13 protein-coding genes and 7 tRNA genes are annotated in these 16,238 nt (G+C 47.1%); 9 read left to right on the plus strand and 11 right to left on the minus strand.

The features are described from left to right. Window positions 1-526: 526 nt before the first annotated feature. A complete protein-coding gene (locus IPN95_13730) occupies window positions 527-754 on the minus strand; it encodes a hypothetical protein (protein MBK9450440.1) in 228 nt (75 codons plus the stop codon). 51 nt (window positions 755-805) lie between these two features. Here IPN95_13730 and IPN95_13735 point away from each other — a divergent pair, with 51 nt between their 5' ends. From IPN95_13735 to IPN95_13760, 6 genes are all read left to right on the plus strand, one after another. Continuing rightward, window positions 806-1,717: a hypothetical protein gene (locus IPN95_13735; GenBank protein ID MBK9450441.1), complete on the plus strand. Its 912-nt coding sequence runs from the start codon at window positions 806-808 to the stop codon at window positions 1,715-1,717. 64 nt (window positions 1,718-1,781) lie between these two features. Next, complete coding sequence (locus tag IPN95_13740; protein ID MBK9450442.1) at window positions 1,782-3,176, plus strand: hypothetical protein; 1,395 nt, start codon at window positions 1,782-1,784, stop codon at window positions 3,174-3,176. Between the two features lie 35 nt (window positions 3,177-3,211). Further along, the gene (locus tag IPN95_13745) at window positions 3,212-3,694 is read left to right on the plus strand and encodes a hypothetical protein (protein ID MBK9450443.1); all 483 of its coding nucleotides are present in this window, start codon (window positions 3,212-3,214) and stop codon (window positions 3,692-3,694) included. A 167-nt stretch (window positions 3,695-3,861) separates the two neighbouring features. Further along, window positions 3,862-4,365, plus strand: a complete 504-nt coding sequence (locus IPN95_13750; GenBank protein MBK9450444.1) for a hypothetical protein — start codon at window positions 3,862-3,864, stop codon at window positions 4,363-4,365. Window positions 4,366-4,509: 144 nt separating this feature from the next. Then, entirely contained in the window at window positions 4,510-5,013 is a 504-nt protein-coding gene (locus tag IPN95_13755; GenBank protein ID MBK9450445.1) for a hypothetical protein, read from the plus strand. Next, window positions 5,013-5,216, plus strand: a complete 204-nt coding sequence (locus IPN95_13760) for a hypothetical protein (GenBank protein ID MBK9450446.1) — start codon at window positions 5,013-5,015, stop codon at window positions 5,214-5,216. The genes IPN95_13755 and IPN95_13760 overlap by 1 nt, the downstream gene beginning before the upstream one ends. A 36-nt stretch (window positions 5,217-5,252) precedes the next feature. Here IPN95_13760 and IPN95_13765 read toward each other — a convergent pair. The 7 genes from IPN95_13765 to IPN95_13795 form a co-directional block, all read right to left on the minus strand. Further along, window positions 5,253-5,326 (minus strand) — tRNA-His (locus tag IPN95_13765). Window positions 5,327-5,440: 114 nt separating this feature from the next. Beyond that, a tRNA-His gene (locus IPN95_13770) sits at window positions 5,441-5,514 on the minus strand. Window positions 5,515-5,632: 118 nt separating this feature from the next. Further along, window positions 5,633-5,704: transfer RNA gene (locus IPN95_13775), tRNA-Tyr, on the minus strand. 296 nt (window positions 5,705-6,000) lie between these two features. Further along, window positions 6,001-6,073: transfer RNA gene (locus tag IPN95_13780), tRNA-Cys, on the minus strand. Window positions 6,074-6,194: 121 nt separating this feature from the next. Next, window positions 6,195-6,267: transfer RNA gene (locus tag IPN95_13785), tRNA-His, on the minus strand. 291 nt (window positions 6,268-6,558) lie between these two features. Continuing rightward, window positions 6,559-6,645, minus strand: a tRNA-Ser gene (locus IPN95_13790). Between the two features lie 108 nt (window positions 6,646-6,753). Beyond that, window positions 6,754-6,844, minus strand: a tRNA-Ser gene (locus IPN95_13795). Between the two features lie 931 nt (window positions 6,845-7,775). On the opposite strand from IPN95_13795, the gene IPN95_13800 reads away from it, so the two are divergent. Next, the gene (locus IPN95_13800) at window positions 7,776-8,465 is read left to right on the plus strand and encodes an aspartate/glutamate racemase family protein (GenBank protein MBK9450447.1); all 690 of its coding nucleotides are present in this window, start codon (window positions 7,776-7,778) and stop codon (window positions 8,463-8,465) included. A gap of 161 nt (window positions 8,466-8,626) precedes the next feature. Continuing rightward, entirely contained in the window at window positions 8,627-10,228 is a 1,602-nt protein-coding gene (locus tag IPN95_13805) for a T9SS type A sorting domain-containing protein (GenBank protein MBK9450448.1), read from the plus strand. Window positions 10,229-10,339: 111 nt separating this feature from the next. Here IPN95_13805 and IPN95_13810 read toward each other — a convergent pair whose 3' ends face one another. Then, window positions 10,340-11,662 (minus strand): cellulase family glycosylhydrolase, encoded by a 1,323-nt coding sequence (locus IPN95_13810; protein MBK9450449.1) that lies wholly within the window; start codon window positions 11,660-11,662, stop codon window positions 10,340-10,342. A 178-nt stretch (window positions 11,663-11,840) separates the two neighbouring features. Here IPN95_13810 and IPN95_13815 point away from each other — a divergent pair, with 178 nt between their 5' ends. Further along, window positions 11,841-12,572 (plus strand): hypothetical protein, encoded by a 732-nt coding sequence (locus IPN95_13815; protein ID MBK9450450.1) that lies wholly within the window; start codon window positions 11,841-11,843, stop codon window positions 12,570-12,572. A gap of 168 nt (window positions 12,573-12,740) precedes the next feature. Here IPN95_13815 and IPN95_13820 read toward each other — a convergent pair whose 3' ends face one another. Next, window positions 12,741-15,518, minus strand: a complete 2,778-nt coding sequence (locus IPN95_13820) for a leucine--tRNA ligase (protein ID MBK9450451.1) — start codon at window positions 15,516-15,518, stop codon at window positions 12,741-12,743. Window positions 15,519-15,760: 242 nt separating this feature from the next. After that, entirely contained in the window at window positions 15,761-16,165 is a 405-nt protein-coding gene (locus IPN95_13825) for a hypothetical protein (GenBank protein ID MBK9450452.1), read from the minus strand. Window positions 16,166-16,238 lie beyond the last annotated feature (73 nt).

The following is a 16,238-nucleotide window of genomic DNA, read 5'->3' on the forward strand; positions in this document are numbered from 1 at the left end:
GGAGAGTTTTTTCGGACGGATGGTATTTCCGAGTGAGAAGGACGGTAAGTGAGTAGTAATTGGCGCTTTTCGGCAGCAGGCGGGAGACTCGAACTCCCAATTCCACGATTGTGAAACAATTGCCTTCCAAGCAATTTCCTCGTCCAGCCGGACGCTTGGTATTTTGTCTTTGCCCCCTAATTATTGGATTTTTCAGGTTCTGGTTTTGAGGTTCAGCATATCAGAAAAAGGGACCATTAACGCTTTGAAGCAACGTTCTTGATATATCACAGCAAACACTTGGAATCCGAGCCTGATCACAATCATGACCAATGCTTGAAGCATGTGAGTAGCTTTAAAAAGCAGCGGATTCGCCCGTAATTTGCCTTTGGAGTCGCTTTCAGGTATCCTTTGACGCTGGCAATAGGTAGAAGCAAAAAAGTAAACCAAAAGCTATCATTCCTGCAAATTTCCTTGTAGCTTAGATTGTAGATGGATTGAACGGAGGCGTCAATGCTCAAATGGGGCAAAAAATGACCAAAGATAGCTAGCAGAGGGTTGCAGGGAAGCAGAGCAGTGGCAATAGATAGGTTGCGGAGGGGCAGGTGGTGGGATCGAGAAGTGTGGCTTGGCCTTCGCGTGTGGAGATGAAGGCATGGGATTTGATGTCTTTTTTGGTACTACGGGGTTTGGGTTGTGGATAGCGCTTTTTGTTGACAATGTAAATCGATGGTATGGTTAGGTTGAAGAATTGTGGAATGGCTGATTTGGGCATGGGGAAGTTGGCTTCTCTTGGAGGTTGTCTGCCCATTGGGGAGAAAGGAGTATGGAAATGACTTGGATGCGTTCGCTAACTCTCCTTGTATTTGAGAGCATATTTTTGCTCGGACTAGGTCAATCGCCCGAACAGTATCTAGGAGTTCGCAATCGTGAAGGAAAAAGTATTAACGATGCAATTGTTACAATCAATGGAAAGAAAGCCATTCCTAAGCAATTAGGAATGACTGTTTTATACAGATGTCCTGATGTGAAACCACCATACGATGTAGAAATCAGGCATAAAGACTACCATACATTGCATTATGAAGGCCTTCCTAACTTGGAAATTGGAACTTATCTCTTACGTGATGGGGAAGATTCTGTATATATGGAGAATGGCTGGCGTCCATGTTTGCCCACTCCCGGGCAAATTCTAGTGGTTGGGAAGGAAAGTGATAGCTTGGGTAATGGCTTGGATCGTCAGGTGGTGCGAGAATCCATGCATCGAATGATTGCAAGCCATGGCTATGAAATTATTCGTGAGCAAAAACACTATAATCTCGATTGTCCTGGACCCTCAAAAGAGAATTGTTATTTGGTCAAGCCAGCTGCAGATACGTTGTCTAAAATCGTCGCAACAGAAATCGAGCGATTCGCAATGGAGCCAATTGTTTCTTTTGCAGGACCTGTGATTCTCTTTCAGGAGAATGGGGACGCACTTTCACTTAGGCCTTGGTTGGAAGTTTATGTTGCTGGAAGGATTGGGGGATGGATCATAAGTTTTCAACAAGTGGAAAGCGCAATGGCTGGTTTAGGTTTTGCTTTTCGTTATAGAACGAATAGCCATGTGGATATAGATCATTTTGAAGTACAAATCCATTCAGGAAGCTTGGATGACTATAACCAGCAAATTCGCAGTCTCCTTCATATTCGTGGTGTATACAAGATTCACCTTTGGGATTATCGTTTTACGTATTAATTTCCATGATTTGGAAAACTTCAGATATTTCATTGAGGATGGAACACATTAAACCCTGATGCTGATGAAAACTACAGGAAGATCAGTGGCTATTATTTTACTTATCATTTTTGGAGGACTATTTGTAAAAGTGTACTCCCAAATGTGTTGTGGAGCTTTTGCAGTGAGTGTCATCAAATCTCCTGACGCAATATTCCTGGATAGTGACTCGATCCATGCGACTTGTACTATGACAAGCATCCATTCAGGAGCAACAATGCTAGCACAAGCGATGGAATACCGAGACGGGTATTTTGCAATTGGTATGTGGCCTAGTGCGGAAATTCTAATAACGATTGAAATCGATCAAAAGCAAATGAGGTTGCGCCTAAGAAATCCTCCAGGATACGACACTCGAAGCTTTGCAATAAAAGATTTACAATTCCGGGAAGGTGATTTCCAAGTCGATGAAGCAAGGCTAAAAACATGGTTGAAGTGGAATGATAAGTTAGAGAACGAAGGAATGTTCAAGGGTTTTCGTTTGATCCCCATTGAATTTGTTAAACCATTGCAAAAAGAAAACTCAGGAATCGCGATCGTTCCCATCTACCTCTTAGATAGTAGGAACGGTGTTGTCAAAGATGCGACAGTAAAAGTGAATGGGGAATATGCATCGTATTCAGATTTGACAAAGACTTATGTCGCAATCCTTAGTGAGGAAACGAAGATAGACTTGGTAATCACGCATCCCTTATTTGACACGTTGCGAATGTACCAGTTGGATGGCGTGCCTCAACAGATTTATATGTTGGAAAGCAACGATCCTTATTGCTATGACGAAAACTTCAAATTTCCTTGCATGGACAACGACAATTTCCTTCTGCTGGAACCCAATGTGCCATCGTTGGATACAGTGATGGGAGAAGTCTATTTTCAAGATGTAGCGGAATTGTTGTCACCGCTATTGAAATCGCTGGGCCTAGTAGTGGTGTATCAATATGACCTCAGGGTTGCGCGAAAGTCAGACTATACAGAGGAATTTGTTTTTGTCAAGGACACAGCTCCAAATACCCAGTCTACCCTATCTCCATTTCGTCGGTACATTGTCTTGGGAAGGGACCAAGGAGGCTCATTTGGCAACGGCGATTGCCAAGAGCTGGCAAAGTTGAGGGCATCGCCCCTGGTGCGGATGGCTGGACCTTTGCTTTGCCGAAATACAGATTATGATTATCCCGGAATGTACACAGGGGATCTATTTGTTGAGTTTCGCAAAGACACTGAAGCGCCAGAGATCCAACTCCTTCTTCAAAAGCATGGGTTGGAAATCCGAAGTCGAGGAGATGTTGGAGAACGATGGATTCTTCGCGCAGACGGCAAGACGCGCATTGGAATCAATCAGCTATTGGAAGAACTGGGTGCTGAAAAGTGCATCCAGAAAGTTGCTCCCTCGGTAATCCTATTTACTCAACTATCCCATTAGAAATCATCTTGGACGGAAATAAACCCTGATATGTAATGAAAGGCCTGACTAAAATATTGATGACAATTCTCTTGGGCTTAATGGGAGGGCTCTGTTCCAAAATGAACGCACAAATGTGTTGTGGGACGTTTGCCTTCACTTTGGCAGCCGATAGTGCAGTAACTTCAAAAACACAAAAATCAATTGCAAAGGTATCTTGTAAGATAATGGCTTCCTATTCAAGAAAAATATTTAAAGGAGAGAAATTGAAACTGGGAGAGGAAGGTTACTACTTGGCTGGATTCTGGCCGTGGTCAGAGTTGAAGATTAAAATTAAATTAGATTGCAAACAAATGACAATTAGCGTAAAAGAGCTTCCAGCTTATACCTCTCAAAGTTATGCGATCTTGGGGCTGACATTCCAAAAAGGCAATTTTGCCATTGATGAGAAAGCTTATACCGTCTGGCTTCAAGAAAATCTCAAAGCTGAAAAAGAGGGTATGTTCAGGGACATTACCTCGTCCCCATCCAATTTCTAAAACCATTTCAAAAAGAAAAATAATGGCAGCTACAGTCTTTTATCCACCATTGTCCTCGATTGTACAGCTCGATTTTCTTCCTGAGCAGTTGGGATTTGGAAAGTCTCCAACACCTCATAGAGCGTGTGACAGATATCATCTTGCACGGAATTAAACCCTGATATGTAATGAAAGATCTGACTAAAGTATTGATGATACTTCTCTTGGGCTTGATGGGAGGACTCTGTTCCAAAATGAACGCCCAAGTATGCTGTGGCACGTTCGCAGTCCGTCTTTTCACTGCCGAGCAAGTGGTCGTATCGGACGACAAACCTATTCTTAAGACATCGTATAAAGTCGTCAATCTTTATGATAGACGAGTCGATTTAAAGGAGCCTTTGGAAAAGAGAGACGGTTACTTCGCTGTAGGTATGAGACCGCATTCCAAGATTCTGATTACATTTAAAATGAAATGCAAACGCATGACAATCACCGCAAAAAATCTGCCAGGCTACAACTCGAGAAGCTATGCCATCGCAGCGTTGCAATTCAAGAAGGGAGACTACTTTGTTGATGAAGCATTGCTCGATGCATGGTGCGATGACCATCCAGAGATAGAAAAAGAAGGAATGTTTCTGGGATTTCGCCTGATCCCTATAGAATTTGTGAAACCAATACAAAAAGGAAAATAATGGCAGCGACAGTCTTTTATCCACCATTGTCCTCGATTGTACAGCTCGATTTTCTTCCTGAGCAGTTGGGATTTGGAAGGTCTCCAACACCTCATAGAGCGTGTGACAGATATCATCTTGCACGGAATTAAACCCTGATATGTAATGAAAGATCTGACTAAAGTATTGATGATACTTCTCTTGGGCTTGATGGGAGGACTCTGTTCCAAAATGAACGCCCAAGTATGCTGTGGAACGTTCGCAGTCCGTCTTTTCACCGCCGAGCAAGTGGTCGTATCGGACGACAAACCTATTCTTAAGACATCGTATAAAGTCGTCAATCTTTATGATAGACGAGTCGATTTAAAGGAGCCTTTGGAAAAGAGAGACGGTTACTTCGCTGTAGGCATGAGACCGAATTCCAAGATTGTGATTACATTTAAAATGAAATGCAAACGCATGACAATCACCGCAAAAAATCTTCCTGCTTACGATACGCGAAGCTATGCAATCTCTATGCTGCAATTCAAGAAAGGTGATTTCTTTGTTGATGAAGCACTGCTTGGAGCATGGTGCGAAGAACACCCGGAGAGAGAGAAGGAAGGGATTTTCCGAGGATATCGTCTCATTCCCATTGAATTTGTGAAACCATTTCAAAAAGGAAAATAATGGCAGCGACAGTCTTTTATCCACCTTTGTCCTCGATTGTACAGCTCGATTTTCTTCCTGAGCAGTTGGACTTTATCCATACGGGATTGAGCAGATTGCTCAACGACCTGTATTACAAGGACTTGCAAGTATCAATAAAGTGCGCGTGGAGACAGCGCATTTTACAGCTTGTCACTGATGAGCAAGAAACGACTGGACCTTGAACTTCAAACTCAATTTTCCGCCGTGGCGGAAAATTTGGGTGCAAGCCGGGAATCGAACCCGAATCTCCAGAATCACAGTCTGGTATGCTGACCTTTGCAACACAAGCACCATTTGAAGTTTGAGTTCAAGCGCACAGTTCGAGGTAAGGCTTCAGTTCCAAACCCAAACTCTTGAACTGCTTCTTCGAACTCCGAACTCAATGTTCTGCCATGGCGGAACATTTGGGTGCAAGCCGGGAATCGAACCCGAATCTCCAGAATCACAGTCTGGTATGCTGACCTTTGCAACACAAGCACCATTTGAAGTTTGAGTTCGAGTTAAAGAGCACAGTTCGAGATGATTCAGGCACGATGCCAAAACCCTCTAACCGTTTCCTCGAACTCCGAACTCAATTTTCCGCCAAGGCGGAAAATTGTGGGTTGGGCAGGAATCGAACCTGCTCTTTACGGGGTTACAATCCGGTGCCATACCTTATGGCTTCCAACCCATTTTGCGAAGCAAAATCCCTCTTCACGCACTCTCCCACTCACACTAACCATCGTTGTTTCAGTGTGAGTTGGAGTGTGAGTTTTGAGTGGCTGCCCCTGCGGCAGCGGGCGGGAGACTCGAACTCCCAATTCCACAGTTGTAGAACATTTGCCTTCCAAGCAAATTCCTCGTCCAGCCGGACGCCCGCTATTTTGCGCAGCAAAATCTCTCCTTACTCACACTCCATCTCACACTGACCAATGTTATTCAAGTGTGAGATAGAGCGTGAGATCAGAAGAAACGGCTGCGCCGTTGAGGGGAATGCAGGAATCGAACCTGCTCAATCTTGTTTTGCAGACAAGCGCCTTTGCCAATCAGCCAAATCCCCTTTTGGAGTTTCAGTTTGAGTTATAGGAAACAGTTCGCGTCACGTAGGTAGCCCCCATCGCAATATCCTCGAACCGATTCCACAAACTCCGAACTCAATGTTCCGCCATGGCGGAAAATTTGGGTGCAAGCCGGGAATCGAACCCGAATCTCCAGAATCACAGTCTGGTATGCTGACCTTGCAACACAAGCACCATTTGGAGTTTGAGTTTGAGTTCAAGAGCACAGTTCGAGATGATTCAGGCACGATGCCAAAACCCTCTAACCGTTTCCTCGATCTCCGAACTCAATTTTCCGTCATGCCGGAAAATTGTGGGTTGGGCAGGAATCGAACCTGCTCTTTACGGGGTTACAATCCGGTGCCATACCTTATGGCCAACCCATTTTGCGAAGCAAAATCCCTCTTCACTCACTCTCCCACTCACACTGTCCGTGGTTGTTTCAGTGTGAGTTGGAGTGTGAGATTGGAGTGGCTGCGCGGCGCAGCAGCGGGCGGGAGACTCGAACTCCCAATTCCCTCATCAGGAACTACCTGTTTTCAAGACAGGCCCCTCGTCCAGCCGGACGCCCGCTATTTGGCGCAGCCAAATCCCTTCTTCTCACCCTCTCACTCACACTGAAGCCATATATGGTATATTTCAGTGTGAGAATGAGCGTGAGAGTGAAGAAACGGCTGCGCCGTGGAGGAAGGTGCGGGTTTCGAACCCGCGCGCCGGCTTTCACCGACGACCTGATTAGCAGTCAGGCGCAATAACCACTCTGCCAACCTTCCTTGTAATAAAATTCTTTCTTCAATCAATTTCGCCTCGCATAAGAAGGAAAATCCACTCCTACAACATCCTCGAAATTCTATTCAGAATTCACTCAATCATTCAATTCCGCAATTTCAAATAACGAGCTCCATAGACATTATTATCCTGATCCGAAAGCCTCGGTGCAAATAAGAATTCCAGGAAAAAATCAACGCAATATGCTGCCAGAAGGCACAGCATTTGTGCCCAAATCAATCGCTAAAATTCGAAGAAGGTATTACGCAATGACAACAAAAAACCCGATCAATTGGACCGGGCGCTTCTGGATATACTACTGAAAATCAATACTCTCAGTCTCGATACCCGCACCCGGATGAATAGGAATAACTATGGGAATACGAACATGAGCATGCATGCAATACAAACGCTGTGGCTTGGACCATGTTATTTTCGATGTTGTTTTTCGTATTCATTTTCTTAATGCGAATCCCGTTTGTGGAATCACTTTGCAAACATACGAACGATTTCCATATTTGATTCAATTATTTTTTAAATATTTCGAATTTAGTGATTGAATTGTTCGATTCGTGGATTGAACGGTTATTTCAGACTTCCATCATAATATGCATCATTCATTTTCAAACTCATTTGTAATCGGTTGCGGACCAATTTTACTTTTTGTCCGATTCCCACAGATTTACAAGGTTGTCATGCTTTGCCTTCGTCGTCCATTCGCGTCGAATGTCCCGCTGAACTTCACAAGACTGAAAAGTCAGCGTTACAGCCTCACATCCATCTTTCGTACATTTTGAAAGGCATTGATGAGGATTCGCAGGAATTTCCCCCATATTCCTTGATCAGCAACCCAATTTGCAGCACTTTCAGCAATTCGAAAGTTCAAAACCTGGTAAATGGGTGGTCCCCACATTAATTTTGATGAAAACGAGAGAAATGAAAACGATTGGACTGGTAGGCGGCATCGTTTGGCCTAGCACCATCGAATATTACAAGCTCCTCAATTCGGGAGTTAATGCGGCGTTGGGGAAGCATAACTTTTGCAAATGCATTGTCTATTCGCTTAATTTTCAAGAGATTCAAGACAACAATGCATCCGAAGACTGGGATGCAACCTACGAACTTCTGCTTGCAGCCTGTCAGAATCTGGTAAAGGCAGGGGCGGATGCGGTTTTGATTTGCGCAAATACAATGCATTTCGCCGCGGACAAAATCCGCGCACATTTGCCGGTGCCGCTTATCCATATCGCCGAAGTGACTGGTGCTTCAATTGTGTCACAAGGCATCAAAACCGTTGCACTTCTTGGAACACGCTACACGATGGAAATGGATTTTTACCAAAACAAGCTCAAAGCACTGGGAATTAGCGTATTCATCCCCTCAGAGGAAGACCGCGAATTCATTCATTCCACGATTTACAACGAGCTTTCTTTTGGGGTATTGCTGCCCGAAACCAAGAAGAAATATCAGACAATCATTGAAAATATGGCTCGAATGGGCGCGGAGGCTGTAATTTTGGGCTGCACCGAGATTCCGCTGCTCATTCAAGAAAATGATGTTTCGATCCCCGTATTTGACACAACAAAAATCCATGCCGAAGCAGCAGTAAAATTCGTCTTGGGGTAATGGATGGAAAGTAAAAAATGGCCTTAGGTTTCATTTTTGCACAAATTTCGGCGCATGTTGGGGCACCTAGCCACCCCAAAACTGTGTAACAGGAATACATTTTTCTGCTTTGATGCCGCTTGCGCACAGCGTTGTTTGGTGGAATCAAAAACGAAATTGTCATGAAAAAATTCATCCTTTTCTGCCTGCTTGGCTTGGCCCTGCAAATGCAAGGGCAAAATGCTGCCTACGACCTGCTGGATTTGGGAAATTTCATTGCCCCAATCCGCTCCGATGGGCAATTGTTTCAAAATACCCCTCTGAGCCTGAAAGGTTTGGAATGGCCCAAAACCACCGTGGTCAACGATAAACGCACGATGAGCTTCGCTGCCCATCTCTGGTATGGGGGGCTGGGGCCCAATGGAAACGTCGTCGTTGCGGCAGAAACCTACGGCCAAAATGGACAGACTTTTCATCCTGGTCTTTACAATTTTGACGGCTCGCTTTGGGATAAGGTATGGAAGATCAACCGTTCAGAGGTGGATCAATTCCGTTCGGACTTTGCCAATGGCACCCTCAATTTTGCAAACTATCAAGTGATTCAGGATTGGCCAGCCTTCGGAACCGATTTGAATGGCAATACGCGAGCCTGTGCGCCGTTTGTGGACATGGACAATGATCCACAGCACTATACCCCCACAGCTGGAGATTATCCCGAATTTCCTGGCGATCAGGCAATCTATTTTCAGTTTGCAGACTTCCCGGCCACGCCGTCAGCCTACCTGAATCCGACCGGGATTGAGGTGAGGGCATTTGCCTATGTCTTTAATTGTCAGGAACTTCAAGACGTTCTATTTCTGCAATATGATCTTACCAACCAATCGGGAATCGCCTATACCGACTTTCAACTTGGCTTGTGGAATGACTTTGATATCGGAAACTACGGCGATGACTACCTCGCCTCCGATCCTTCACGCGACCTCTTTGTCGGATTCAACGGCGATGCCAATGACGAAACCCAATTTGGCTATGGAATGAATCCGCCCGCAATGGGTTGGACTTGCCTCAGTGCTGATGCAAGCGGGGGCATGTATTACAACAATGACTTCAGCATCAAGGGTAATCCGGAAACCGCCAATCATTATTACGGCTACCTCAAAAATCTCTGGAAAGACGGTTCAGTGCTGGTCGACAATGGTCTTGATGGATGGCAAACCACTTCGCCGGGCGCAGCTGCACAGTTTCCATACTCCGGCAACGGGGGCTGGTGTGGAGGCCCCGGCACTGGATGGACCGAAATGGGCGCTGGAAATTCGCCATTTGACCGCAGGAGCTTGCTCTCTGTTGGCGAAAGCACTTTTGCGGCAGGTGAAACCAAATCCTACACGTTTGCGATGTTGATGGCACGCGGATATTACAATGACAACTTGGGATCCGTTTGCGAACTTTTGGATATGACGGATTCGCTGCGTCTTTGGTGGGAAACCGACCGGCTACCCTGCGGTGCCACGCTCACGGGCGTGGATCAGCCAAATGCCGAAGTTTTGGAAGCCAGCATTTTTCCCAACCCTGCTCATGACCTCGTGACACTGCGGTTTGAAAATCCGACCGGGCAATCTGCCAATTTGAGGATCGTGGATATCACAGGCCGTGTCGTCGCGAATCCATCCGCCACGAATACGAACCAATTTGTCATTGATGTCCGAGATTTCAGCCCGGGAGTCTATTTCTTTCAATTGGAATGCGCAAGGCAATCCTTTGTCGGAAAATTTGTTCGAGACTGAGCCCGGAACGAATCGGATGAATTGTGAAGCCGCAGCGGTCGCCTGGAATTCCTAAATTCCTTGCGACCGCTGCGGCTTTCTGTTTTTGAAAATCTTAACGATGCGGCAAGCTTAGATCTTGACCAACTTCAAAACCCGTACATCTCCCGCATCCGTCGAAATCTTCACGTTGTAAATCCCGGCAGGACCCTCGAAATCAAGATGGATCCGGGTAGCCTGCGCCTCGGAACTCAGGTGAACCAATTGTCCTGCAGCATTAAAAACCTCCACCTTGACAAGCAGAAACGAATGGTTGAACAGGATGTCAAATTTGCCATTGGAAGGATTGGGTACCAATTTCAGTGTCGCCGCTGCCTGCGCCTCGTCACGTGCAATCACGGGATTGCAGAAGCCACCGTTGAAAAGGTAGGCGCTGCGCGCCGGGGCGAAGTTGTAGATGCCGTAGTCAATGTTGTAGAGGATGTCATTGCCGTAGGCCGTGAGGCTGGAAAAGCTGCCGTTGGTCGTAATTTGGCGATCGGCGCATCCGTCGTTGTCCCAGCTCCAAGCGAGCCAACCGATGTTGCGGGCCTGCAAAATGTGAAGCAGCGCGGAATAATTGAGGGTGTATTGACACAGAACTTGATCGTCTTGCAAATTGGCAACTTCGCCCATCACAAATGGAATCCCGCTTGCGATGGCATTGTCAATCTTGGCTTCCATCTGCGTCGAATCGTTGTTGGCGAAGGCGTACCAATAGGCATGCGCGCTGAATATCAAATTTTGCGCTGGGTCATTCAATTGCATCGTCGGACCGACGGCGGCGAGCACATCGAGGTTGCTGCCGCAATCAGGGCCATCGATCATGATGGGAACGGTGATGCCGGCATTTCTGAAATTCGTAACGATTTCGGAATAGGTGCGGACGAAGGTCGCTTGTGATGCAGCCGGATTTCCGGTCCAGTTGACGTAGAGCGCTTCATTCGCTACGTTGAGGATGATGCTGTGCTTGTATTTGTCTATCAGGGCAAGCAAGGCAGGTTCCAGATACCAATTCGAAGTCGCGACCAATGCTGTCGTATCATTTTGGCAGGTCAAGTCGTGTAATTCCAAAATCGGAATCAACTGATATTGAATACATTTACTCAAGGCGCTGTCCAAATTCGCCAAATCGGAGTATGTCGTCTGCGGGGTGCCTTGCGCAGGTGTGCGGTACCAGGGCAAGCGCACACAATTCGATCCGGATTGGGCGATTTCGTCCATGAACAGCTGATTGGGCGACCATCCCCAGTTGAAAGGCGCGTAATTGACGCCACGCAGCAGCAGCGTGTCGCCGCAGGGTCCGAGGATCAGATTGCCATTGACAGAAATGGTTGTTCCGAGTTGGGCCTGCAGGGTGCTTGCGGCCATGACCAGGGTGAAAAGGAGGAAAATGGGGTAATTTTTGATTTTCATAGAATGCGGGTGAGGTAAAAGATGAATTCAGACTCGCATTTTGGAGCCTTGATTCGAAGATAACGGGGCTCAGAGCGATTCTCTCATGACCGATTTGCATTTGGGTCGAATGGGTTTTTGATTGGTTTACCAGAAGAACTTTGGTACCTTCCGATTGGATCAACGAATTAGAATGCCCATGAACCTCATCCACGTACGGTGCCAAACTGAGATTGACTATCAACGACTGATCGCCTTCTTCGAAACCGAGCAAATTCCATATCGAGGGCAAGAATTGGATTCGAAGGTTTTCCCTGTCGGGAATGAGGGCCGTTATTTCGGAGAAATAACCATTCCCGGAGCATACAAAGACCAAGTTCAGACGCTTTTGCAGGAGATTGGATTCGAATCATTTTCGATCTTCATTGAGCAAAGTCCTGAGCAATGGCGTTCCCAAAAACCTCAGAAAGTAAATTTTACCAAGTTCATGGCTTGGGCAATGACTGCAACCACTTTGGTCACCTCCGTCCTCGCGGTCAAATACTGGAGGCAAGCCCAATTGCGAATCAATCCTAATTTCCGATACGAATGGAGCTTGGACAATACTCGGTATCATCAGGTCGACAAAAAAACTGACGCAATAATCACCACCTTCTCCGACGCGAATTGGAACAACAATTTCGAATCCATAACTAGCTATTGGACAGATGGTTCCATTTCCAACGTAGCTACTGACAAGGATGAAAATGGGTACTTTGAACTGAGTGAGGCTTACGCCAAGGACGGAAAACGATCGAATATGGTAATCGATCTGGATGGAGATGGTGACTTTGATTACAGTGAAACCTATCTGGACAACAATGAAGTGATCCGGTTCACTGACTCCGATAAAAATGGACGTTGGGAAATTGCATCAAAACCGCTCAAATAAGCGGGTCTGGTCCAATCAATGACCTGCGTTTGATGCCACCTCATGACTGGTAGTTCATATCACCAACTACTTTTTCCTGATCCTCCACCGGAGGTCCCGATTCTCGCGATCGATCGGCCTGAGACCTGAGGCCAAAGCCTTAGTTTTCGCCAACGCCTCATAGATCTATCAGATCACCAAGTTCACAATCCTCCCGGGTACCACGATCACCTTTTTGGGCACGACACCTGCCAGAATCGTCGCTACTTCTTCCGAAGCCATGACCTCCTTTTCCACTTCCTCCTTGCTCAATTCGGCGCCGACGCTGATTTTGCCGCGGAGCTTGCCATTCACTTGGATCGGATACTCGATGCTGCTCACAGCGACATGTTTCTCATCGTAGACCGGCCAAGGCGCGGTCGCAATCGAATCGGCATGTCCAAGCATTTGCCAGAGTTCCTCACAAATGTGCGGTGCAAACGGGGAAAGCACGACCAAAAACTGCTCCAAAACCGTTCGGCTGCTCGTTTTTAGGCGCTGCGCCTCATTCACGAACTTCATGTACTGAGCCACGGTCGTGTTGAAGCTCAGGTTTTGGATGTCCTCCTGCACCTTCAGAATCGTCTGATGCAAAACCCGCAGTTCATCCGCATTGGGAGCCGCATCCGTGACGATCAATTGATTTTCGTCGTTGGTGAAGAGATTCCATACTTTCCTCAAGAAGCGGAAGCTGCCTTCGATGCCATGGGTATTCCAAGGTTTTGCGTCTTCAAGCGGACCCAAAAACATTTCGTAAAGACGCAGTGTATCAGCTCCGTACCGGGCACAGACATCGTTGGGATTCACCACGTTGTAGTAGCGCTTGCTCATCTTCTCGACTTGCGAACCACATTTGAAGGTTCCATCGGCCTCGGTGATGAATTCCGCATTTGCGTATTCGGTTCCACGGCTGGTTCTTACGCGCTCAAGGTCCAGAATATCGTTTTCCACAATGTTCACGTCCACGTGGATCGGATCGACCTCCTTGCCTTCGATCAGGCCTGCACTGATATAGGATTCTGTCCCACGCAACCTGTACATCAAACTGCTCCGCCCTTGGATCATGCCGATATTCACCAGCTTTTGGAACGGCTCATCATGCGAAATGTGGCCCAAATCAAACAGAACCTTGGTCCAGTACCTCGAATACAACAAATGCCCGACAGCATGCTCCGATCCTCCAATATAAAGATCGACGTTCATCCAGTAGGCTTCCTTGTCCTTGGCACTGAAGGTCCCGTCGTTGTTCACATCGAAATACCGCAGGAAGTACCAGCTCGAACCCGCATAACCCGGCATCGTATTCGATTCACGCAAGCCACCATCGGGGTGCTGCATCCAATCCTTGACATTCGCCAGCGGCCCCTCCCCTTCTTCCCCCGGCTCGTAACGATCGACCTTGGGCAAGGTCACCGGCAATTCAGATTCAGGCAAGGCATAAGGCAATCCATCCCGGAAAACGATCGGGAAAGGCTCTCCCCAATAACGCTGACGGGAAAAATTCGGGTCGCGAAGGCGGAAGTTGATCCGCGCTTTGCCGATTCCTTTTGCTTCGATGGCATCGATTGCCTTGCGCAGGGCCTCCTTGATTTCCAGGCCATTCAAGAAATCGGAGTTGATAAACTTGCCTTCCTTGGCTTCGTAGGCTTCCTCGGAAATATCCACGCCGTCGATAATCGGCAAAATCGGAAGGTCAAATTGCTTTGCAAAGGCGTAGTCGCGGCTGTCGCCAGCAGGCACGGCCATGATCGCGCCTGTTCCGTAGCCCCATAGCACGTAGTCGGCTGTCCAAATCGGGATCAGGCGACCTTCTACGAAGGGGTGTTTGGCATAAGCTCCAGTGAACTTACCAGTAATCTTTTTCTCTTGTTGCCGCTCGACTTCGCTGCGGTTTTTGGCCCAAGTGGCATATTCCAAAACGTCTTCGCGGCGGTCGGCGGTCACCAATTGCTCGACAAGTGGATGCTCCGGTGCCAAAACCATGAAGCTCGCACCAAAAATCGTATCCGGCCTGGTCGAAAACACCTCAAGCCGTTCGGAGTGCCCTTCGATTTCGAAGTAAAAATTGGCCCCTTCGCTCCTGCCGATCCAGTTGCGTTGTTGCTCCTTGATCGAATCGGACCATTGCAGGTCGTTCAGACCCGCGAGCAAACGGTCTGCGTATGCGCGCATGCGGAACGCCCATTGGCGCATCGGTTTGCGCACTACAGGATGCCCGCCTCGCTCTGAAACGCCGTTGATCACCTCGTCATTGGCCAAAACCGTTCCCAAAGCAGGGCACCAATTCACTTCGGTAAAGGCAATGTAGGCCATGCGGTAATGCAGCGTAACCTCATATTGTTTCGCTGCCGAATAAGAATTCCATTCCGCTGCTGTGAAACTGCCTTCGAAGTCATTGACAGCCTTCAGCCCCTCGGTTCCCCGATTTGCAAAATGCGCGGTCAAGGTGTCGATATGCTCCGCCTTGTCAGCGGCGACGTTGTACCAACTGTGGAAAATTTGCAAGAAGATCCACTGCGTCCACTTGTAATAGTTGGGATCGCAGGTTTCCATATTTGTCGAATCGGGCTCGTGTGCCAGACCGAGTCGCTCAAATTGATCTTTGTAGGTTTTGATATTCGCCTCAGTGGTGACCGCAGGATGCTGTCCCGTTTCCATCGCATATTGCTCGGCAGGCAAACCGAATGCATCAAAGCCCATCGGATGCAACACGTTGAATCCGGCCAATTTACGGTAGCGGGCGACGATGTCCGTAGCAATGTAGCCAAGTGGGTGACCAACGTGCAATCCTGCGCCGGATGGGTACGGAAACATGTCGAGCACGTAGAATTTAGGCTTGGTCGTGTTGTGCTCGATGGCGAAGGTGCGGCTTTCCTTCCAAAATTTTTGCCACTTGGCCTCGATGGCCTGAAAATCGTAATTGCCCATTTGAGCTGGAATTAGAATAGATGTATGTAGATAAAGGAATGCAAAGTTGGCGAGAAATCGCGGAATCTAAACTGCAGAAATTCACTTTTTAAGAAGTCCTACGAATGAAAATCGAAAGCAGATTTGCCCATCAATTACCAAAAGCCAAGAAAAATCTTGCTGTAAAGCCTCAGCATCTCAAAATGCCAAGAAGCCAAAAAATTCACCACCAAACCTGATTCTGCAAATTCTGTGAATTCCGCTTATCGGAACATCGCCTTGATACTTCCCCAAGTACGCTGCACAGAGGTAGGATTGTGGGTGATATCGGTGTAGTAAGTAAAAACTGCCCCATTTTGGCAAACTTGAAGTTTATAGCTGATGGTTTTGGCTTCGTCCTTGAAGACGGTATAGTCTTGATACGTGTAATTCAGGCTTCCATTGGGCGAGACATGGTCGAGGTAGGCATACAGGGTCTCATCATTGACTTTGCGCCAAATGCGAAAATCAGTGATGCCAGCCTCGCTGGGGACTTCCCAAGCAACCACCACATCAGCACCATCAGGAGACGCATGAAAGTAATTGAGCGTCAGGTTTTGGCCTTTCAAGGTGGTCGAGAAGCATACCAGCGCAACCGCTACCAAGAGCAAAACAGTTGCATTTCTCATACCCATGATTGCAAAATTAACAGTTTTCAATTCGTATGCAAATCTTGGAGTGTCCACATGTTGAATTTCTTAC

Source organism: Bacteroidota bacterium, assembly GCA_016718825.1.
Lineage (GTDB): Bacteria > Bacteroidota > Bacteroidia > J057 > JADKCL01 > JADKCL01.